The sequence below is a fragment of the Streptomyces sp. NPDC059255 genome (assembly GCF_042752355.1).
GTDB lineage: Bacteria > Actinomycetota > Actinomycetes > Streptomycetales > Streptomycetaceae > Streptomyces.
Window position 1 is genome coordinate 1 of the sequence record NZ_JBHYZP010000047.1, and the last position, 21,262, is coordinate 21,262.

The 21,262-nt window shown below is 72.0% G+C and carries 14 protein-coding genes and 1 pseudogene; 12 read left to right on the top strand and 3 right to left on the bottom strand.

The window, feature by feature from the left end; genetic code table 11:
* Positions 1 to 92: 92 nt before the first annotated feature.
* Positions 93 to 1,316, bottom strand: a pseudogene (locus tag ACFXKG_RS36435) (trypsin-like serine peptidase); the annotation flags it as partial.
* Positions 1,317 to 1,607: 291 nt separating this feature from the next.
* Here ACFXKG_RS36435 and ACFXKG_RS36440 point away from each other — a divergent pair.
* The 5 genes from ACFXKG_RS36440 to ACFXKG_RS36460 all read left to right on the top strand — a co-directional run bounded on the left by ACFXKG_RS36440 (position 1,608) and on the right by ACFXKG_RS36460 (position 9,753).
* Positions 1,608 to 2,903 carry an aminotransferase class III-fold pyridoxal phosphate-dependent enzyme gene (locus ACFXKG_RS36440; RefSeq protein ID WP_384848351.1) on the top strand — a complete coding sequence of 432 codons (1,296 nt, stop codon included), beginning with the start codon at positions 1,608 to 1,610 and terminating at the stop codon, positions 2,901 to 2,903.
* Positions 2,904 to 2,939: 36 nt separating this feature from the next.
* Positions 2,940 to 4,820 (top strand): IucA/IucC family protein, encoded by a 1,881-nt coding sequence (locus ACFXKG_RS36445; protein ID WP_384848354.1) that lies wholly within the window; start codon positions 2,940 to 2,942, stop codon positions 4,818 to 4,820.
* A 45-nt stretch (positions 4,821 to 4,865) separates the two neighbouring features.
* Entirely contained in the window at positions 4,866 to 5,603 is a 738-nt protein-coding gene (locus tag ACFXKG_RS36450; RefSeq protein ID WP_384848357.1) for a GNAT family N-acetyltransferase, read from the top strand.
* 254 nt (positions 5,604 to 5,857) lie between these two features.
* Complete coding sequence (locus tag ACFXKG_RS36455) at positions 5,858 to 7,744, top strand: IucA/IucC family protein (RefSeq protein ID WP_384848476.1); 1,887 nt, start codon at positions 5,858 to 5,860, stop codon at positions 7,742 to 7,744.
* Positions 7,745 to 7,782: 38 nt separating this feature from the next.
* Positions 7,783 to 9,753 (top strand): ATP-dependent DNA helicase, encoded by a 1,971-nt coding sequence (locus tag ACFXKG_RS36460; RefSeq protein ID WP_384848360.1) that lies wholly within the window; start codon positions 7,783 to 7,785, stop codon positions 9,751 to 9,753.
* Between the two features lie 160 nt (positions 9,754 to 9,913).
* Here ACFXKG_RS36460 and lexA read toward each other — a convergent pair whose 3' ends face one another.
* Complete coding sequence (gene lexA / locus ACFXKG_RS36465) at positions 9,914 to 10,705, bottom strand: transcriptional repressor LexA (RefSeq protein WP_384848363.1); 792 nt, start codon at positions 10,703 to 10,705, stop codon at positions 9,914 to 9,916.
* 601 nt (positions 10,706 to 11,306) lie between these two features.
* Between lexA and nrdR the strand changes: the two genes are divergently transcribed.
* On the top strand, positions 11,307 to 11,816 hold the full coding sequence (nrdR, locus tag ACFXKG_RS36470; RefSeq protein WP_365819865.1) for a transcriptional regulator NrdR: 510 nt from the start codon (positions 11,307 to 11,309) through the stop codon (positions 11,814 to 11,816).
* A gap of 144 nt (positions 11,817 to 11,960) precedes the next feature.
* Positions 11,961 to 14,861, top strand: a complete 2,901-nt coding sequence (locus ACFXKG_RS36475) for a vitamin B12-dependent ribonucleotide reductase (RefSeq protein ID WP_384848366.1) — start codon at positions 11,961 to 11,963, stop codon at positions 14,859 to 14,861.
* 169 nt (positions 14,862 to 15,030) lie between these two features.
* Here the strand turns inward: ACFXKG_RS36475 and ACFXKG_RS36480 are convergent, their stop codons facing one another.
* Positions 15,031 to 15,552, bottom strand: coding sequence for a TerD family protein (locus tag ACFXKG_RS36480; protein WP_384848369.1), 522 nt, complete (start codon positions 15,550 to 15,552; stop codon positions 15,031 to 15,033).
* A gap of 204 nt (positions 15,553 to 15,756) precedes the next feature.
* On the opposite strand from ACFXKG_RS36480, the gene ACFXKG_RS36485 reads away from it, so the two are divergent.
* From ACFXKG_RS36485 to ACFXKG_RS36505, 5 genes are all read left to right on the top strand, one after another.
* Positions 15,757 to 16,362: a YdbC family protein gene (locus tag ACFXKG_RS36485; RefSeq protein ID WP_382893557.1), complete on the top strand. Its 606-nt coding sequence runs from the start codon at positions 15,757 to 15,759 to the stop codon at positions 16,360 to 16,362.
* A gap of 163 nt (positions 16,363 to 16,525) precedes the next feature.
* Positions 16,526 to 17,185 carry a histidine phosphatase family protein gene (locus tag ACFXKG_RS36490; RefSeq protein ID WP_384848372.1) on the top strand — a complete coding sequence of 220 codons (660 nt, stop codon included), beginning with the start codon at positions 16,526 to 16,528 and terminating at the stop codon, positions 17,183 to 17,185.
* Positions 17,186 to 17,227: 42 nt separating this feature from the next.
* Complete coding sequence (locus tag ACFXKG_RS36495) at positions 17,228 to 18,151, top strand: ADP-ribosylglycohydrolase family protein (protein ID WP_384848375.1); 924 nt, start codon at positions 17,228 to 17,230, stop codon at positions 18,149 to 18,151.
* Between the two features lie 276 nt (positions 18,152 to 18,427).
* Entirely contained in the window at positions 18,428 to 20,179 is a 1,752-nt protein-coding gene (locus ACFXKG_RS36500; protein WP_384848378.1) for a DUF4153 domain-containing protein, read from the top strand.
* Between the two features lie 197 nt (positions 20,180 to 20,376).
* On the top strand, positions 20,377 to 21,087 hold the full coding sequence (locus tag ACFXKG_RS36505; protein WP_382893551.1) for a ribonuclease HII: 711 nt from the start codon (positions 20,377 to 20,379) through the stop codon (positions 21,085 to 21,087).
* Positions 21,088 to 21,262: the final 175 nt, after the last annotated feature.

The window sequence follows — 21,262 nt, forward strand, 5'->3', positions numbered from 1 at the left end:
TGTAGTCGCCCGCGTTGGTGCCGCCCGCCCAGACGGGGGGCCCGGGCCGGGGGGGGGGCCGGGCGCCCCGGGGCGCCCCCGCCCCCCCCACCCCGCCCCGCTAATTTCTGGCGGCCGCCGTGTTCCCCCCCCTTGGCCGCGTCGCCGAGACGCGGCCCCGCCAGCCACCCCGCGGTCACCGGGCCGATGGAGGTGTTGGAGACCAGGGCGGGCTTGCCGTCCTGGCCCGCCGCGACCCAGCCGCCGCCCGACGAACCGGCGGTCATGGTGCAGCCGATGCGGTACATCGTCGGATCGTCCGTCGCCAGCGACAGCCGGCCCGGCCTGCCCTCGCACTGGAAGAGCTTCTGGCCGTCGTACGGCGGCGCCGCCGGGTAGCCGGTCGCCGTCATGGCCGCGATCTCCGGGGTCGCCGGAGCATTGAACTCCACCGGCAGCGCCGAACCGACCGTCTCCTCCAGCGACCTGCCCGAACCGCCCTTCTCCGGCGTGACATGGATGACCGCGAAGTCGTACGGCGCGCCCTGACCGCCGGTCGGCCCGCCCTGGGCGATCCACTGGGAGGAGGTCTGCGCCCAGTCGGCCCACCACACGCCGTGCGGGGCGATCCGCTCCTTGGGCGCGGTCTCCAACTCGGCCATCGACAGGGCGCTGTCGTTGTACGAGGGCACGAACGCGATGTTCCGGTACCAGCCGCCGCTCTTGCCGGAGTGCACGCAGTGGCCCGCAGTCCAGACCATGTTGGACCTGCCGGGGTTCGCCGGGTCCTCGACCACCGTCGCCGAGCAGACCATCGAGCCCTCGGGCCCGTCGAAGAACAACTTGCCCGCCTGCGCGGCGTTGTCGCCGTACGGCGCGCTCACGGCCCGCGCGGTCACCGGCGCCGGCTCCGGGTCGGTGACGCCCGTGTCCCCGGAGATGTCCTGGTCGTCGACGGACTTCTCCGGCGGCTTCTCAGCGTCCCGCATCCGGTCCGGGTCCCAGAGACCCTCGATGATCGGGTTGACGAAGTCCTTGGCCTCACGCAGCCAGGTCTCGCGGTCCCAGTTCTTCCACTCACCCCCGCGCCACTTGTCCATGTCGATCCCGTGCTCCTTGAGCCGGTCCTTGAGATCGTCAGGAATCGTGATCTTGCCGTCGGAGGCGGCCGTGGCGGACTCGCTCGCCTTCGCCGCGGCCTGGTCCTCGTCGGAACCGCAGCCCGTGGCCGTCAGCGCGAGGACCGCGGCGACCGACACGGCGGCCAGAACGGGGGAGGGTCTGCGCCGCGCGCTCCTTCCCCGGCGTGCGGTAAGTGTCGGACGTATGGGTCGCATGGCGATATCCCCCTGGGACTTCTGGACAGTTCGGAACAAAGGAACAGTTGGCGCACCCGGCGACGGCGACCGGAGCCGGGACGCGCCCCACTATGCCGGTGCCGTTGGGGACGGCGTTCGGCAGGGCGGCGGTTCCCCCGGCGCAATGATCTTCCCGCTGCCCGTGATCCCCGGCGCGGCGCGTCGTTGGTACGTACGAGAGGGCCCGGCCCGCGGCGCACCGTCGAACATTCGGGGAGCCGGCGCCGTACTGACAGAGGACCGACGCTGCCCAGGGGAGGACCGATCGCTGTGACCGTGACCGAATCAGCACCGGCGGCACCGACCGTCGCCCACGCGGGCATCCTGCGGAGCCGGCCCCCGCGCGAACCATCGGCCCGCACCTACGCGCGCTCCCTGCCCATCGTCCCGGTGCGCGCCCGGGGGCTGACGATCGAGGGAGCCGACGGCCGGCGCTATCTCGACTGCCTCTCCGGCGCGGGCGCCCTCGCCCTCGGGCACAACCATCCGGTCGTGCTGGAGGCGATCAGGAAGGTCCTGGACTCCGGCGCCCCGCTGCACGTCCCCGACCTCACCACCCCCGTCGAGGACGCCTTCACCACTGAGCTGTTCGCCACGCTCCCGGCCGGGTTCGCCGCCGACACCCGGGTCCGGTTCTGCGGCCCCACGGCCGCCGACGCCGTCGGGAGCGCGCTCGCCCTCGTCCGTACCGCCACCGGCCGCGACACCGTGCTCACCTTCGGCGGAACCGACCACGACGCCTGGGCCGCGGGCGTGTCCGACGGCGGGGACGGCCCGGACGCCCCCGCCGGGATGATGCTCGAACCGGTCCAGGACGAGGGCGGGGTGATCCCCGCGCCCGACCCCTGGCTGCGCGAGATGCGCCGGAGCACGGCGGCCCGCGCCATTCCGCTCATCGCCGACGAGACCCGGACGGGTGTGGGGCGCACCGGTGCCTTCTGGGCCGTGGAGCACAGCGGGATCACCCCCGACGTGATGGTGATGTCCCAGGCGATCGGCGGCTCCCTCCCGCTCGCCGTGATTGTCCATCACGCGGATCTCGACGCCCCGCTGCCCGCCGGCCCGCCGGACCCCTTCCGGGGCAACCAGCTCGCGATGGCGGCGGGCGCGGCCACCCTCGCGTACGTACGGGAAAACCGGCTCGCCGAGCGCGCCGCCCTCCTCGGGGCGCGGATGCTGTGCGGGCTGCGGGAGTTGACGGACCGCCACCCGCGCGTCGGCGCCGTACGCGGACGTGGTCTCATGATCGGTGTGGAACTCGTCGCCCCGGCAGCCGGCGATCCTGCGCCGCCGGCCCCCGCACTCGCCGCCGCCGTCCAGCGGGAATGTCTCCGCCGCGGCCTCATCGTCGGACTCGGCGGACACCGGGCGTCCGTGGTGCGGCTGCTCCCGCCGCTCACGCTCACCGACGAGCAGGCCGACGCGGTCCTCGACCGCTTCGCCGACGCACTCGCGGCGGCCACGCGCCCCGCACCCGGAGAAGCGGCCGTGTCCCGCGGCGGGGGCGCCGGTCTCCGCGGCGGACAAGCCGGGCTCCGCCGGAAAGAATCCGGTCTGTGCCGCTGACGCCGCCGATCCCGACTCCTCACAAGGAAGCCCTCCGTGAACCACACCCCCTCACCCGACGCGCCCGAGGCCGACGGCCCTCCCACCACTGCGGAGTCGGTCACGGTGCCACGGCAGGCAGCGGGCGGACCCGACGGGCGGCTCACCGGCCCCGCGGCCACGCCGGGCCCCACCGCGGCCGACCCGGCCGTCCCGGGCGCCGACCACCTCGACCACCCCGACCCGCAGAAGGCGGCCGACGCCGCCGCCACCGAGAACCTGCTGCGCTGCTGGGTCCGCGAGACCGGACTGCCCCGCCCCGACGGCACGGTGCTCCGCATCCCGCTCGACGCCAGCGGCACCGCGCTCCTCGTCCCCGTACGCCACTGGTCCGCGACGGGCTGGCACCGCTTCGGCATGCCCTTCCTGGAAGGCGGCCCGCGGGACGCCCCCGCCGCCGAGGCCGTCACCGTGGCCGCGCTCCTCGGCCGTGAGTCGGGCCGCTACCAGGGCGCCGACCTGGTGGGCAGGGTCGCCAACTCCCTCGGCCACACCGCTGGGTTCCTCGCCGACCGGCGGGCCCGCCCCGAGGCGGACGCCGACGCCGACCCGTTCCTCACGGCGGAGCAGTCCCTGCTCCTCGGGCACCCCCTGCACCCCACGCCCAAGAGCCGCGAAGGCCTCTCCGAGACCGAGGCGCGCCTCTACTCACCGGAGTTGCGCGGCTCCTTCCCCCTCCACTGGATGGCAGTCGACCGCTCCGTACTCGCCACCGACTCCGCCTGGACCGAACAGGGCCGCGTCCTGCCCGCCGAAGCGCTCACCGCCCGGCTCCTCGGCGGTCACCCCCTCCCCGAGAACACGGTGGCCCTGCCCCTGCACCCCTGGCAGGCACGGGACCTGGCCCACCGGCCGGCTGTACGGGACCTCCTCGACGCCGGTCTGCTGCACGATCTCGGGCCCCAGGGCGCCCCCTGGCACCCCACCTCCTCCATCCGTACGGTGCACCGCCCCGGCGCCCCCGCCATGCTCAAGCTATCCCTGGGCGTACGCATCACCAACTCCCGCCGGGAGAACCTCCGCAAGGAACTCCACCGCGGCGTCGAGGTCCACCGGCTGCTGCGCAGCGGTCTCGGCAAGGAGTGGGGGGCCGCGCACCCCGGCTTCGACATCGTCCGCGACCCCGCCTGGCTCGCCGTCGACACCCCGGACGGCGATCCCGTCACCGGACTCGACGTCATGCTCCGCCACAACCCGTTCGGGCCGTCCGACGACGCGGTCTGCATCGCGGGACTCACCGCGCCGCGCCCCTACCCGGGCCGCGCCGGGATGTACTCGCGTCTGGCCGCGATCGTCACCGGCCTCGCCGACCGGACCGGCCGCCCGGAGGGCGCCGTCGCGGCCGAGTGGTTCCTGCGCTATCTGGACCAGGTCGTACGCCCCGTGCTCTGGCTCGACGGAACGGCCGGGATCGCCCTGGAGGCGCACCAGCAGAACACCCTGGTCGTCCTCGACCCGGCGGGCTGGCCCGTCGGCGGGCGCTACCGCGACAACCAGGGCTACTACTTCCGTGAGTCCCACCGCGCCGCGCTGGAGCGCAGACTCCCCGGCATCGGCTCCGTCAGCGACACCTTCGTCTCCGACGCCGTCACCGACGAACGCTTCGCCTACTACCTCGCCATCAACAACGTCTTCGGCCTGATCGGCGCGTTCGGCGCCCAGGGGCTCGCCGACGAGCGCGTCCTCATCGCGGCCTTCCGGCGCTTCCTGGCGGGCGCGACGGGCCTCGGCTCGTCCCTGCCCGACCTCCTCCTGGAGAGCGCCACGCTGCGTTGCAAGGCCAACCTGCTCACCCGGCTGCACGGCCTGGACGAACTGGTCGGCCCGGTGGACACGCAGAGCGTCTACGTCACCGTCACCAACCCCCTGCGCGACTGAAGGAACATGAAGGACCGTCAGAACTGCTGAGAGGAGAGCGCCACTGTGCCTTCCACCGAAGCGAGCACCGACACCGGAACCGGCCCCGGCTCACCCACGGGCGAGGCCACCGGGGACACCCTCGACCTGAGGCTGTCCGACGAACTCGTCGCACTGCTCGGAGAGGGCGATCCGATGGCCGTGACCCCACCGTCCGACGACGCCCGCACCGGTGATCTGCTCGACGCCCCGGAACGCTGGGGCCCCGCCACCACCCCCGCCGGGGTCTTCCAGCTCGTCCCGGTCCGGGTGGAGCGTGACCTCGCCCTGGTCAGCGGGTGGATGAACGATCCGGCAGTCGCCGCGTTCTGGGACCTCGCGGGCCCGGCAGCCATCACGGAGGCCCATCTGCGGCCCCAACTCGACGGCGACGGACGGACCATCCCCTTCCTCGGCGTGCTCGACGGCGTCCCCATGAGCTACTGGGAGCTGTACCGCGCGGACCTCGACCCCCTCGCGCGCCACTACCCGGCACGCCCCCACGACACCGGGATCCACCTGCTGCTCGGCGCTGCCGTGAACCGGGGCCGCGGGGTCGGCACCCTCCTGCTGCGGGCCGTCGCCGACCTGGTCCTCGATCACCGTCCCCGCTGCGGACGGGTCGTCGCCGAACCGGATCTGCGCAACACCCCGTCCGTCTCCGCGTTCCTCAGCGCCGGCTTCCGCTTCGCCGCCGAGGTCGAGCTGCCGGACAAACGCGCCGCGCTCATGGTCCGCGACCGCGCACTGCGCGACCTCCTGTGACAGAACCGCCGTCCCTCCGGCCCCGTACGCCCCGCCCGGCCGACCACCCCGGACCGCCCCGCTCGCTCCGTACGTCCCGTACATCCCGCACGATCCGCACGCCCGCATGTCCCGCTCGAACCCCATCGGTTCCCTCCCGAGGAGTCCTCGTGCCGACCTCCCCTGCATCCTCCGCATCGCCCGCCTCCTCCGCCACATCTGACGCCGCTACCCCTGATGCCACCACCCCCGACGCCGCCGACCCCGCCGGTTCCATAGCCACCCCGGGCGGGCCGGCCCCCGAGGGCCCTGCCGGGTCCGCCCCGCTCTTCGCCCCGCCCGAGCTGAACCCGGCGGCGTGGGAGCGCGTGGCCGGCCGCCTGCTCGCCAAGACGCTCGGGGAGTTCGCGTACGAGGAGATCATCGAGCCGGTACCCGTGGCGGAAGGGCCGACAGAGCCCGCGGCCCAGTCCGGATCCGCCGACGGCTCCGGCCCCCGTCCCGGCTCCGGCGGCTACGCCGTGACGCTCGACGCCGGCGAGACGCTCACCTTCCGCGCGGAGCGCGCCGCGTACGGCCACTGGCGGGTCGACCCCGGCTCCGTACGGTGCGACGGCCGGCCCTTCACCGACCCCCTGCGCTTCCTGCTGCTGGCGCGGCGGCTCCTCGGCCTGGACGGCACCACCCTCGGCCACCTCGTCCGGGAACTCACCACCACGCTCGCCGCCGACGCCAAGCTCGACCACACCGCGCTCAGCGCCGCGGAACTCGCCGGCCTCGACTACGCGGAACTGGAAGGACACCAGACCGGCCACCCCTGGATCGTTCTCAACAAGGGCCGCGTCGGATTCTCCGCCACCGACGCGGACCGCTGGGCGCCCGAGGGCCGCACCCCGGCCACCCTGCCCTGGATCGCCGTCAGCACCACCCTTGCCACCTATCGGGGCGTCGCCTCGCTCGCCACCCCGGACCAGCTCTACGCGCTCGAACTCGACGACGCCGTACGCGCACGCTTCGACACCGTGCTCCGGGACCGCGGCCTCGACCCCGCCGGCTACCTCTACCTGCCCGTCCACCCCTGGCAGTGGGACGAGGTGCTGATCCAGCTCTACGCGCCCGCCATAGCCCGGGGAGCGATCGTCCCGCTCCCCACCGACGGTGACCTCCGGCTGCCGCAGCAGTCGATCCGTACGTTCCTCAACGTCCGGCGGCCCGACCGGCACACGGTCAAGCTGCCGCTGTCCATCCTCAACACCCTCGTCTGGCGCGGACTGCCCACCGAGCGCACCCTCGCCGCACCCGCTGTCACCGCGTGGATGCACGGCGTGCGCGACGCCGACCCGTTCCTCCGCGACGAGTGCCGGGTCATCCTCCTCGGCGAGGTCGCCTCCGTGACCGTCGAGCATCCCCTCTACGACCACCTCCCCGAAGTCCCTTACCAGTACAAGGAACTGCTCGGTACGATCTGGCGCGAGCCCCTCCAGACCCGGCTGGCCCCGGGCGAACGCGCCCGTACGCTCGCCTCGCTCATCCATACGGATCCGCGGGGCCGCGCGTTCACCGCCGAACTGGTGGAGCGCTCCGGGCTCGCCCCGGAGGAGTGGCTGCGCCGCCTCTTCTCGGCGCTGCTCCCCGCGCTGCTGCACTTCCTCTACCGCTACGGGACGGTCTTCTCCCCGCACGGCGAGAACGCCATCGTCGTCTTCGACGACCGGGACGTGCCCGTACGGCTCGCCATGAAGGACTTCGTCGACGATGTGAACCTCAGCGCCCGGCCGCTGCCCGAGCACGACGCGATGCCCGCCGATGTGAAGGCCACGCTGCTCACGGAGGAGCCCGCCTTTCTCCCGCAGTTCATCCATTCAGGGCTTTTCATCGGCGTGTTCCGCTATCTGGCCCCGCTGTGCGCGGACCAACTCGGCGTGCCCGACGACGTGTTCTGGTCGCTCGTACGGGCGGAGATCCTGCGCTACCAGGCCCGGTTCCCCGAGCTGAAGGAGCGCTTCGAGACGTTCGACCTGCTCACACCCCGTATCGAGCGGCTCTGCCTCAACCGGAACCGGCTGCACCTCGACGGCTACCGGGACCGCTCCGACCGGCCGCACGCCGCCGTCCACGGTACGGTGCCCAACCCGCTCGCCGTCGTACGGACGAGCGAGTGAGCGTCGTTGTCGGTGGTGCCCCGTAGGGTGGTCGGGCTATGACGAAGCCATCACTCCCCGAGCTCCTCCACGCCGCCGTCAGCTCCGTCGGCGGCGTGGAACGGCCAGGCCAGGTCACCATGGCCGAGGCCGTCGCCCAAGCCATCGACGACCCTTCCCACCTGCTGGTCCAGGCCGGCACCGGCACCGGTAAGTCCCTGGGCTATCTGGTGCCCGCGCTGGCCCACGGAGAGCGGGTCGTGGTGGCCACGGCGACGCTGGCCCTCCAGCGCCAGCTCGTGGAGCGCGACCTGCCGCGGACGGTCGACGCGCTGCATCCGCTGCTGCGCCGCCGCCCCCAGTTCGCCATGCTCAAGGGCCGGTCCAACTACCTCTGTCTGCACCGGTTGCACGAGGGGGTGCCGCAGGACGACGAGGACGGCCTCTTCGACCCGTTCGAGGCGGCCGTGCCGACCAGCAAGCTCGGCCAGGACCTGCTGCGGATGCGGGACTGGGCGGACGAGACGGAGACGGGCGACCGGGACGACCTGACGCCGGGCGTCTCCGACCGGGCCTGGTCGCAGGTCTCGGTCTCGTCGCGGGAGTGCCTGGGGGCGTCGAAGTGTGCGTACGGCGCGGAGTGCTTCGCCGAGCTGGCGCGGGAGCGTGCCAAGCTCGCCGATGTCGTGGTGACCAATCACGCGCTGCTCGCGATCGACGCGATCGAGGGCGCGCCGGTCCTTCCGCAGCACGAGGTGCTGATCGTGGACGAGGCCCATGAGCTGGTCTCACGGGTCACCGGGGTGGCCACGGGGGAGCTGACCCCGGGGCAGGTCAACCGGGCCGTACGCCGCTCGGCGAAGCTGGTGAACGAGAAGGCGGCGGACGCGCTCCAGACGGCGGCCGAGACCTTCGAGCGGCTGATGGAGCTGGCGCTGCCCGGCCGTCTGGAGGAGATCCCGGAGGATCTCGGCTTCGCCCTGATGGCGCTGCGGGACGCGGCGCGCACGGTCATCTCGGCGATCGGCGCCACGCGCGACAAGTCCGTGCAGGACGAGGATGTCGTACGGAAGCAGGCGCTCGCGTCCGTGGAGTCCGTGCACGGCGTGGCGGAGCGGCTGGCGAACGGTTCGGAGTGGGACGTCGTCTGGTGCGAGCGGAACGACCGGTTCGGGGCGTCGCTGCGGGTCGCCCCGCTCTCCGTGTCGGGGCTGCTGCGGGAGAAGCTGTTCACCGACCGCTCGGTGGTGCTCACCTCCGCCACGCTCAAGCTCGGCGGTGACTTCAACGGGGTGGGCGCGTCCCTCGGCCTGGCACCGGAGGGTACGGAGGGCGAGGACGTCCCGCAGTGGAAGGGCATCGACGTCGGCTCGCCCTTCGACTACCGCAAGCAGGGCATTCTCTACGTCGCGCGCCATCTCTCCCCGCCGGGGCGGGAGGGTACGCGCGGCGACATGATGGATGAGCTGGCGGAGCTGGTGGAGGCCGCGGGCGGGCGGACGCTGGGGCTGTTCTCGTCGATGCGCGGAGCCCAGGCGGCGGCCGAGGAGCTGCGGGGGCGGCTGGACTCGCCGATCCTGCTCCAGGGCGAGGAGACACTCGGCGAGCTGATCAAGGCGTTCGCCGCTGATCCGAAGACCTGCCTCTTCGGCACCCTGTCGCTGTGGCAGGGGGTGGATGTGCCGGGCCCGAGCTCGCAGCTGGTGGTGATGGACCGGATTCCGTTCCCGCGTCCGGACGATCCGCTGATGAGCGCGCGGCAGAAGGCCGTGGAGGAGGGCGGCGGCAACGGATTCATGGCCGTGGCGGCCACGCATGCGGCGCTGCTGATGGCCCAGGGTGCGGGGCGGCTGGTCCGGGCGACCGGTGACCGCGGCGTGGTCGCTGTCCTCGATCCGAGGCTGGCCAATGCGCGATACGGCAGCTTTCTGCGGGCCTCGCTGCCGGATTTCTGGTACACCACGGACCGCAATCAGGTACGGCGGTCCCTCGCGAAGATCGACGAGGCGGCCCGGGCGGACGGACGGTAACCGCTCCTGCGCTGCTCCGGCTCCGATGTCGTGCGTTCGGCATCGCGCCTATGACGTCGTGCGTTCGACATCGCGTCTATGACATTGCGCCTGTGATGTTGCGGTACACGAGAACTCGGCGTGTACCGCAACTGGATGCCGCGCGCTCGGTCCGGCCCTTTCAGACCCGGCGCAGGACGGCGACCACCTTGCCCAGGATGGTCGCGTCGTCGCCGGGGATCGGCTGGTACGCGGCGTTGTGCGGGAGCAGCCAGACGTGGCCCTCCTCGCGGCGGAAGCGCTTCACCGTCGCCTCGCCGTCCAGCATCGCCGCCACGATGTCGCCGTTCTCCGCGACGGGCTGGCGGCGGACCGTCACCCAGTCGCCGTCGCAGATCGCGGCCTCGATCATCGAGTCACCGACGACCTTCAGCACGAACAGCTCACCGTCGCCCACCAACTGGCGGGGGAGGGGGAAGACATCCTCGACGGACTCCTCCGCGAGGATCGGTCCTCCGGCGGCGATCCGGCCGACCAGCGGGACGTACGATGCGGCGGGCTTGCCCGTCGTGTCCGTCTGCTGGGTGCTCGGCTGGTCCGACCCCCGGACCTCGTACGCCCGCGGCCGGTGCGGGTCGCGGCGCAGAAAGCCCTTGCGCTCCAGGGCCATCAGCTGGTGGGCCACCGACGAGGTGCTGGAGAGACCCACGGCCTGGCCGATCTCCCGCATCGAGGGCGGGTATCCCCGACGCTGCACGGAGTCGCGGATGACTTCGATCACCCTGCGCTGGCGGTCGGTGAGGCCCGAGCTGTCCGCCCTGATCCCTGGAGGTCGCCCGGGCATCGAACGGGTGGGCTTGGCGCCCTCCGAATTCGTGGCTGTGTCATTCACATTCATTACATGCACCGGATCGAGTCGGCCCTGGGAGCGGTCCTGGGCGGTGATGGTGGCACTGTCTGCGGTGGTGGTCACGGTGGCCCCTCTCGAAATGTTCTCCCTGGCTGGACAACGGTAGTAGCTTTCGAAAGGTTGCGCCAAACACACGTTCGAGTGAAAAATCGCGGAGTGTCTGTTGTGGGTGGCCGACTGGGTGTATGAGCAGGCTTTTCCGGGTGGGACGGCGCCGTCCGGCGGTGCGCCGTAGGGCTGATTCCGGACCTCGGCAAGGGGTCGTCCCCCGGCGTCGGCGGCGGCTCCGGGGGCTGCCTCGCGGATGCCGGCCGAGGCTCCTGCGGGTCGTCCCACGGCCGTCCGTGGGGGCCTCCGGTGCGCCCGCCCGGGGCCGCCCCAGTCTCGCATCCGGCGGCCCGCGAGACCTGGCGCCGCGCCCTTCCCGTACGCTCGTGGCCGGTCGCCGCGGCTCCGCCGTACCCGCCTCGACGCGCGACACGCGCTGGGGCCTAGGATGCGACCAAACCCCAGATCTAGTGGTTGGATTGTCTCAGCCACCCAGAAGTTGTGGTCCCGGGTCTTCGGTCCCGAGGACATCGCCTATGCTGGGGCTTGCTTCGAGGGGCTTTTCCGGGCCCTGACGGGGCTATTCAGTCGTGCTGTGAAGGAGGGGTTGGGAGCCATGCACTGTCCCTTCTGCAGGCACCCCGACAGCCGGGTCGTCGACAGCCGCACCACCGACGACGGGACGTCCATCCGACGCCGTCGCCAGTGCCCCGACTGCTCCCGCCGTTTCACGACGGTGGAGACCGCCTCGCTGATGGTGATCAAGCGCAGCGGTGTGACGGAGCCCTTCAGCCGCACCAAGGTCATCTCCGGCGTGCGCAAGGCGTGCCAGGGGCGGCCGGTCACCGAGGACGCCCTCGCCCAGCTCGGCCAGCGGGTCGAGGAAGCGGTGCGCGCCACCGGCAGCGCCGAGCTGACCACCCACGACGTGGGGCTGGCCATACTCGGCCCGTTGCAGGAACTCGACCTCGTCGCGTACCTGCGCTTCGCGTCCGTGTACCGGGCGTTCGATTCGCTCGAAGACTTCGAGGCCGCCATCGCCGAACTGCGCGAGCGGCCCCCCTCGGAGGAATGCGGCACCGGCGAGACCCTTGAGGTCCCCGTGCCCGCCACCGCCGCGGACTGACCGGCCGGCTCGATCCCGGCCGCTCCGCGGCGATCAAGACCTGTCACGGGTGCTCTGTGTGCGCCCGAGGCATCAGACACACACTCCGTGCCACGGGAAGAACATGGCACGGCAGGGCGTTTTTGTACGTATATGGGAGGCGGCATGACAGAGACGGCGAGCGGCCCGGCACGAGGTTCCCGCACCAAGGGTTCCAAGACCGGCAAGGGGCTGCGCATCGAGCGGATCCACACGACCCCCGGCGTGCATCCGTACGACGAGGTGGTCTGGGAGCGCCGTGACGTCGTCATGACCAACTGGCGCGACGGCTCGGTCAATTTCGAGCAGCGTGGCGTCGAGTTCCCCGACTTCTGGTCGTTGAACGCGGTCAACATCGTCACCAGCAAGTACTTCCGCGGGGCCGTCGGCACCCCGCAGCGCGAGACCGGGCTCAAGCAGCTCATCGACCGGATCGTGAAGACGTACCGGAAGGCCGGTGAGGAGTACCAGTACTTCGCGTCCCCCGCCGACGCCGAGATCTTCGAGCACGAGCTGGCGTACGCCCTCCTGCACCAGGTCTTCAGCTTCAACTCGCCCGTGTGGTTCAACGTCGGCACGCCCCAGCCGCAGCAGGTCTCGGCCTGCTTCATCCTGTCCGTCGACGACTCCATGGACTCGATCCTCGACTGGTACAAGGAAGAGGGGATGATCTTCAAGGGAGGATCGGGCGCCGGCCTGAACCTCTCCCGGATCCGCTCCTCCAAGGAGCTCCTCTCCTCCGGCGGCAACGCCTCGGGCCCCGTCTCCTTCATGCGCGGTGCCGACGCCTCCGCCGGGACGATCAAGTCCGGCGGCGCCACCCGGCGCGCGGCCAAGATGGTCATCCTCGACGTCGACCACCCCGACATCGAGGACTTCATCGAGACGAAGGTCAAGGAGGAGGAGAAGATCCGCGCCCTGCGCGACGCGGGCTTCGACATGGACCTGGGCGGCGACGACATCACGTCCGTCCAGTACCAGAACGCCAACAACTCGGTCCGGGTCAACGACGAGTTCATGAAGGCCGTCGAGGCCGGCGGCAAGTTCGGGCTGCGCGCCCGGATGACCGGTGACGTCATCGAAGAGGTCGAGGCGAAGTCCCTCTTCCGCAAGATGGCCGAGGCCGCCTGGGCCTGCGCCGACCCGGGCATCCAGTACGACGACACGATCAACCACTGGCACACCTGCCCCGAGTCCGGCCGGATCAACGGCTCGAACCCGTGCAGCGAGTACATGCACCTGGACAACACCTCGTGCAACCTGGCCTCGCTGAACCTGATGAAGTTCCTCAAGGACGACGGCAAGGGCAACCAGTCCTTCGAGTCCGAGCGCTTCGCCAAGGTCGTCGAGCTGGTCATCACCGCGATGGACATCTCCATCTGCTTCGCGGACTTCCCGACGCAGAAGATCGGCGAGAACACCCGGGCCTTCCGCCAGCTGGGCATCGGCTACGCCAACCTCGGCGCCCTCCTGATGGCCACGGGCCACGCGTACGACTCCGACGGCGGCCGCGCGCTGGCCGGCGCCATCACCTCGCTGATGACGGGCACGTCGTACCGCCGCTCCGCCGAGCTGGCCGCGGTCGTCGGTCCGTACGACGGCTACGCCCGCAACGCCGAGCCGCACAAGCGCGTCATGAAGCAGCACGCCGACGCCAACACCGCGGCCGTCCACGTCGACGACCTGGACAGCCCGGTCTGGGCCGCCGCCACGGAGGCGTGGCAGGACGTGCTGCGTCTCGGCGAGAAGAACGGATTCCGCAACGCCCAGGCGTCGGTCATCGCGCCCACCGGCACCATCGGTCTCGCGATGTCCTGCGACACCACGGGCCTTGAGCCCGACCTCGCGCTCGTCAAGTTCAAGAAGCTGGTCGGCGGCGGCTCGATGCAGATCGTCAACGGCACCGTGCCGCAGGCGCTGCGCCGGCTCGGCTACCCGGCGGAGCAGATCGAGGCGATCGTCGAGCACATCTCCGAGCACGGTGTGGTGGTCGACGCCCCCGGTCTGAAGACCGAGCACTACGAGGTCTTCGACTGCGCGATGGGCGAGCGCTCCATCTCCGCGATGGGCCACGTCCGCATGATGGCGGCCATCCAGCCCTGGATCAGCGGCGCGCTGTCCAAGACGGTGAACCTGCCGGAGACCGCCACCGTCGAGGACGTCGAGGAGGTCTACTTCGAGGCGTGGAAGATGGGCGTCAAGGCGCTCGCGATCTACCGCGACAACTGCAAGGTCGGTCAGCCGCTCTCCGCGAAGAAGAAGGACGAGAAGGTCGCGGAGAAGGCCGAGGAGACCATCCGCGAGGCCGTCGAGAAGGTCATCGAGTACCGCCCGGTCCGCAAGCGTCTGCCCAAGGGCCGTCCGGGCCTCACCACCTCCTTCACGGTGGGCGGCGCCGAGGGGTACATGACCGCCAACTCCTACCCGGACGACGGTCTCGGCGAGGTCTTCCTCAAGATGTCGAAGCAGGGCTCGACGCTCGCGGGCATGATGGACGCCTTCTCGATCGCCGTCTCGGTCGGTTTGCAGTACGGCGTGCCGCTGGAGACGTACGTCTCCAAGTTCACCAACATGCGGTTCGAGCCGGCCGGGATGACGGACGACCCGGACGTACGGATGGCGCAGTCGATCGTCGACTACATCTTCCGCCGTCTCGCCCTGGACTTCCTGCCCTTCGAGACCCGCTCCGCGCTCGGTATCCACTCGGCCGAGGAGCGCCAGCGCCACCTGGACACCGGTTCGTACGAGCCGGTCCTGGACCTCGACGCCGAGGGTGTCCTCGACGCCGAGAGCCTGACCGCGGCGGCTCCGTCCCTCTCGGCCATGTCGCAGCAGGCCACCTCGGCGGCGCCCAAGCCGGCCGTGGTCCCGGCGCCCAAGGAGGCGCACACCTCGGCCGAACTGGTCGAGATGCAGCTCGGCATCAGCGCCGACGCACCGCTCTGCTTCTCCTGCGGTACGAAGATGCAGCGGGCCGGGTCCTGCTACATCTGCGAGGGCTGCGGCTCCACGAGCGGCTGCAGCTGAGCAGCCACACGCTGAGCCGCCACGCGGTGACGAGGTAGTCCCGTAGCGACGAGGTGGTTCCGTAGCACTGAGGGGCGGTGGGCCGAAGCGGCCCGCCGCCCCTCGGGCGGTGCGGCGCGCTCAGCCTCTGTTCCCCCTCCTTCTCGGTCCCGACCGCCGCCCCGGACCGTCAGCCGCCGCCCATCAGGGCGCCGAACGACTGGGGGTCCGTGTCGAAGCCGCGCACGACCGGACGGAACTGCCAGGTGCCGCCGGCCTCCCGGGTGAACTCGGCGAAGGTCGCCGCCGTCGCGGCGGTCACCCCGGCGAAGTCGTGCTCCGACAGCTCCGTGTACCCCTCCGCCAGCCGGACCGAGGCGTTGGCTATGTCCCCGAACGTCCGGCGGCCGTTCTGCTGCTGGATGGCCACGCCCACGATCACGCGGCGGTAGTCCGCCCCCAGCCGGTCCAGCTCCAGGGTCATCTCCTCGTCGGAGCCGAAGCCCTGGCCCGTACGGCTCTCGCGGTCCAGCGTGATCGTCCCGTCCGGGGAGCGGCTGCCGAAGTGGACCAGATAGGCGGGTGTGTCCGGGGCGTCCGCCGTGTAGGTCGCCGCGATGAGATCCAGGTCATGGGCGGGCCGGCCCATGGGGCTGGGATCCCATTTGAGGGTGACCTCGACCTTGGACACTCCCCGGTTGAAACTGCTCACCAGTCCTCCCCCTCCTCGGAATCGGTGCGGATGTCCGGACCTGGTACACCAGGCTAGACGGCGCCACTGACAACCCGGAGCCGCATCTGGCCAGTTGACGTCACCTTGGCCGATACTCGACAGATCCGGCGGTGCGACGGGGCGGCCACCGCGTCCCGTACGGGGCGTGACCCGTGCCACGTTCCGCCCCCGTACGATGGCGCCGTGCTGGTCAAGTGGATTCGCTGCACCGTGATCGACCGTCGAGGTTTCGAACGCGGGCAGCGGAAATGGGCGGGGTTGCTCGGTGAGCCGGGGTTCCGGGGACAGGGCGGGGGATGGAGCAGGTCGCGGCCGGGTGTCGTCCATGTCTTCACGTTCTGGGAGAGCCGTGCGTTCTACGACTCGTTCATGGCGCGCTCGCACGACCGGCTCTCCGCCTCGCAGTCCGGCACGTACAAGGACATCCAGGTCAAGCTCTTCGACTACCGCTTCGACGTGAAGACCGGCTTCGAGCCCCGCTTCACCGACGCGGACGTGGTGCGCGTCGCGCACTCCCGGGTGCACGAGGAACGGGTGGAGCACTTCGCCCTCATGCAGGAGAAGGTGTGGAACCCCGCGATGGCCGGTTCGCCGGGGATGGTGCGCGGGCTCTTCGGAGAGGCGCCCGGCCATGAGTTCATCGTCCTGTCCATGTGGCAGTCGGCGGCCGAGCACGGCAAGTACCGCGTCGAGCGGGTCGAGCGGCTGACGCTGCGTGCCCAGACGGCCACCGACGTCGCGGCGCTGGCCGGGGACGTCATCGACCTGGAGCCGTCCTGGACGGTGTGAACGACGGCGTGGACGACGGCGTGGAGGAAGGGTGCCGGACAGCGTGACCGGCGGCCCGGCCGACGGTGCGCGCGGGGTGCCGGGCCCGCCCGGCTACGCCGGATGGGCGCCCGGAGTGCCGGGCGGTCGCACGGTGCGGAGCCGGGCGATCTAGGGTCGTGTCATGGCACGACCGCGGCGCATTGTCCTTGTCCGGCACGGTGAATCGGAAGGCAACGCAGATGACACGGTGTACGAGCGCGAGCCCGACCATGCCCTGAGGCTCACCGAGAAGGGCCGCAGACAGGCCGAGGAGACGGGGGTACGGCTGCGCGAGCTGTTCGGCCGTGAGCCGGTCAGCGTCTTCGTCTCGCCGTACCGCCGTACCCACGAGACCTTCGAGGCGTTCGGGCTCGACCCCGGCCAGGTGCGGATACGCGAGGAGCCCCGGCTGCGCGAGCAGGACTGGGGGAACTGGCAGGACCGCGAGGACGTACGCCTCCAGAAGGCGTACCGCGACGCGTACGGGCACTTCTTCTACCGCTTCGCCCAGGGGGAGTCCGGGGCCGACGTCTACGACCGCGTCGGGGCCTTCCTGGAGTCCCTGCACCGCAGCTTCGAGACGCCCGACTCGCCGGAGAACGTCCTGCTGGTGACCCATGGGCTGACCATGCGGCTGTTCTGCATGCGGTGGTTCCACTGGTCGGTCGCGGAGTTCGAGTCGCTGTCCAACCCCGGCAACGCGGAGTACCGGATCCTGCTGCGGGGCGCCGACGGCCGCTACACCCTGGACCGGCCGTTCGAACAGTGGCGTGTCCCAGAGCCGTACGGCCGCACGGGATAAACCCGCGCCGAACCGGCCCGTACCGGCTAAAATCCCCGCTCGATGACCTCTGATTCCGTTGATCCCGTATCCGGTCGGCGCTTCGAACGCGCCCTCGCCAGCCTGCGGGGGCTGGCCGTGGGAGACGCCCTGGGCTCCCAGTTCTTCGTACCCGCGAACTATCCGCTGCTGAAGCGCCGCGAGCTGCCGCCCGGCGACTGGCAGTGGACCGACGACACCGAGATGGCCACGTCGGTGCTGGCCGTGCTGGCCGCGCACCACCGGGTCGACCAGGACGCCCTCGCGCGCTCCTTCGCCGAGCACCACGACTTCGACCGCGGCTACGGGCCCGCCGTGAACCGGATGCTCCGGCTGATCCGGGAGGGCGGTGACTGGCGCGAACTGGCCGCCGGGCTCTTCGACGGCCAGGGCTCCTGGGGCAACGGGGCCGCGATGCGGATCGCGCCGCTCGGCGCCTGGTACGCGGACGACCCCGAGCAGGCCACGCACCAGGCCGAGATCTCCGCGTACACCACCCACCAGCACCGCGAGGCCGTGACGGGCGCCATGGCGGTGGCCGCGGCGGCCGCGCTCGCCGCCGCGCCGGGCGGGCCGCCCACGGCGGAGGCGCTGCTCGACGGGGTGGTGGCGCTGGTGCCGCGCAGCGCGGTCGGAGCGGGGCTGCGCCGGGCGCGGGACATGCTGGACTACGACGACCCGGGCACCGTCGCCGCCGTGCTCGGCAACGGGCGGCGCACCTCCGCGCACGACACCGTGCCGTTCGCCCTCTGGTCGGCGGCGCGCGGGCTCGGCGACTTCGAGCGGGCCTTCTGGACGACGGCGCGGGCCGGCGGCGACGTCGACACCAACTGCGCCATCGTCGGGGGAGTGGTCTCGGCCGCCGGGGCGACCGGGGCGCCGCCGGAGCACTGGCGGGAGCGTACGGAGGCGCTGCCGGGGTGGCTGCCGGGGGCCGCCGCGTCCTGATGGGCCGCGTCCTGGTGGGCCGCGTCCTGATGGGGTGCCTCGTGGCGGGTCGCTCCGCCACGAGGCGGCCGGGACGGGCGGTTTACGCGGCGAATGCGCCGTTCATTGTCACGGCCCTGCCACAGCCGCCCTCCCGGAGGCATGCCTCGCCGAAAGCTGTGCTTACCCTTTCGGCCACGCCGCCGTGTTGATCTTCGACCGGCGCGCGCCGATCGAGACACCGGGTGCCGCGCTCCGCTCCTCCGCGGCGAACGGGCCCGGTCGGGAGGGGGTCCCGTGACAGATTCACCGTCCAGAACCGAGCCGGCCGCGGAGCCGGACCCGTCGGCGGAAGCCGAAACCGAAGCCGAGGCGGAAGCCGGAGCAGGAGCCAAAGCCGGAGCCGGAGCAGGAGCCAAGGCAGAAGCCGAAGCCCAAGCCGAACCGCGGGACGCGGCCGAGCCGTCGTTCGCCGCGCGGACCCGCGCCCACGGCGAGCACCACCAGGGCGCCGCGCCCCCGCCGGACCCGGCGCGCCAGTACCGCGAGCCGTGGCAGCAGTGGCAGCCCCGGCGCGAACCACCCGCCTGGCAGGCCGAGGTGAGGCCCGAGCCGCCCGCCCGGATCAGGACCGCCACCCTGTGGTCGTCCCTGGCGACCGCCCTGCTCAGTGCCCTGCTGCTGCGCGACGGGCTCGGCCTGAACCTGCTGTTCGTGGCCGTCCCCGCCGCTCTCGCCGCGTTCTTCGCCGCGCAGGCAGCGGGCCGGCTGCCGCGCCCCTGGACGCTGGTCTGGGCGGGCGGCGGACTCGCGCTGCTGGCCGTGCCCGCGCTGCGCGACGCGGGCCTGCCCGTCTTCCTCGCCGTCGTCTCCGCCGTGGCCCTCGGCGCGCTGGCGCTGCACGGGAGCCGCACCTGGCCGGGGGTGCTCCTCGGGCCCGCGGGACTGATCGGCGCGGTCGGCCCCGGCGCCGTCTGGGCCCTGCGCGGTCTGCGCGAGCGCGCGGGCGGAACCCGGGGCCGGGTGGTCCCCGTACTTCGCGCGCTCGCGGTCGCCGCCGTTCTGCTGATCGTGTTCGGCGCGCTCTTCGCGAGCGCCGACGCCGCGTTCGCCGAACTCCTCGGCTCCCTCACCCCCGACGTCTCCGACGCCGGGGCACCCTGGCAGCTTCTCCTCTTCGGCCTCGGCCTCCTCGGCGCCCTGGCCGCCGCGTACACCGCCGCGTCGCCGCCGCGCTGGGACCGGGTGACCGTTCGGCCGGGGAAGGCCCGGGGGCGTACGGAGTGGGCGATTCCGCTGATCGTCCTCAACCTGCTCTTCGCGGCCTTCATCGCCGTCCAGCTCGTGGTGCTCCTCGGCGGATACGACACGGTGGTGGCGGAGACCGGGCCGACGCCCGCCCAGTACGCGCGCCAAGGCTTCTGGCAGCTCCTGTGGGTCACGCTGCTCGTCCTGGTGGTGATCGTGGCGGCCCGGCGGTGGGCCCCGCGCGGCGGCGCGCGCGACGCTGCCCTGGTCCGCGCCGTACTGGGCACCCTCTGCGTGCTCACCCTCGTCGTGGTCGCCGCCGCGCTGCGCCGGATGGACCTGTACGTCGAGGCCTTCGGCCTGACCCGGCTGCGGGTCTCCGTGACGGCGGTGGAGCTGTGGCTCGGGCTGGTGATCGTCCTGATGCTGGTGGCCGGTGCCACCAAGGGCCGCTGGCTGCCGCGCGCCGTCGCCGCGAGCGCCGGGGCCGGCGTCCTCGTCTTCGGCCTGGTCTCGCCGGACGCGCTGGTCGCGGAGCGGAACGTACAGCGGTACGAGCGCACCCACAAGATCGACGTCGAGTACTTCCGCGAGCTGTCCGCCGACGCGGTACCGGCGCTGGACCGGCTCCCCGAGCCGCTGCGTTCGTGCGCCCTGCGCGGCATCGCCGACGGTCTGGGGCCCGGGGACGAGCCCTGGTACGCGACCAGCCTGGCCGAGAGCCGGGCCCGCGACCTGCTGGCGGAGCGCGGCGTACGGAGCGATGTGACCTGCCCGGAGGAGAACCGCTACCGGTGGTGAGACCGGGCGCCGCACTTGACGGGATCCGGGTCTGATGCCGCCGCGCGTCAGACCCGCGTGCCCCCGATGGCCCGCGAACTCGCTCCGTGCGGGGGCGGGCTGGGCGGGTTCGCGGTGATGTGCCCGACTCTCCGGCGCCGTACGGCCGGTACCCGGTCTGTCGCGTGGCGTGCGGGCGGCGTAACCTGGCAGGTGCCATGCCGTACGAACCACCCACGCACACCGTTGAGCGCTCGCTGCGCGCCACCACGGACGCCAGGATCATCGCCGGCGTCGACGAGGTCGGACGCGGAGCGTGGGCAGGTCCGGTCACGGTGTGCGCGGCCGTCACCGGACTGCGCAGACCCCCGGCGGGTCTCACCGACTCCAAGCTCATCACCCCCAAGCGCCGTACGGAGCTGGCCGATGAACTGGAGGCGTGGGTCACGTCGTACGCCCTCGGGCACTCCTCCCCGGAGGAGATCGACGCCCTCGGGATGACCGCGGCACTCAGGCTCGCCGCCGTACGCGCCCTGGAGGCGCTGCCGGTACGGCCCGACGCGGTGATCCTGGACGGCAAGCACGACTATCTCGGAGGACCCTGGCGGGTGCGTACGGTCATCAAGGGCGACCAGTCCTGCGTCTCTGTGGCGGCCGCCTCGGTGCTCGCCAAGGTGCGCAGGGACGCGATGATGGCCGAACTGGGCGCCGGGTCCGAGGAGTACGTACCCTTCGCGTTCGGCGCCAACGCCGGTTACCCCTCACCGGTGCACCGGGCGGCGCTGGCGGAGTGGGGGCCGACAGCGCACCACCGGCTCTCGTGGTCCTATCTCGACGCGCTGCCCCGGTGGCGGCACCTCAAGAAGGTCCGGGTCCCCGAACAGGTCGCCGCTATGGAAGGCGGGGGCCAACTCGGCTTCGATTTCTGACCGTCGACCACCCGACACCGGACCGTCCGGCGTCCGGAGCATCCGGCTCCGGCAACATCCGGCTCCGGAACATCCGGCCTCGGAACGTGAGACTTCCGGTACGGGCCCTCTCCGGGACACCCGGTGACCCGTCCGGCGAACCCCGCCCGGGTGCCTCACGGCCTCGGGCACGAAT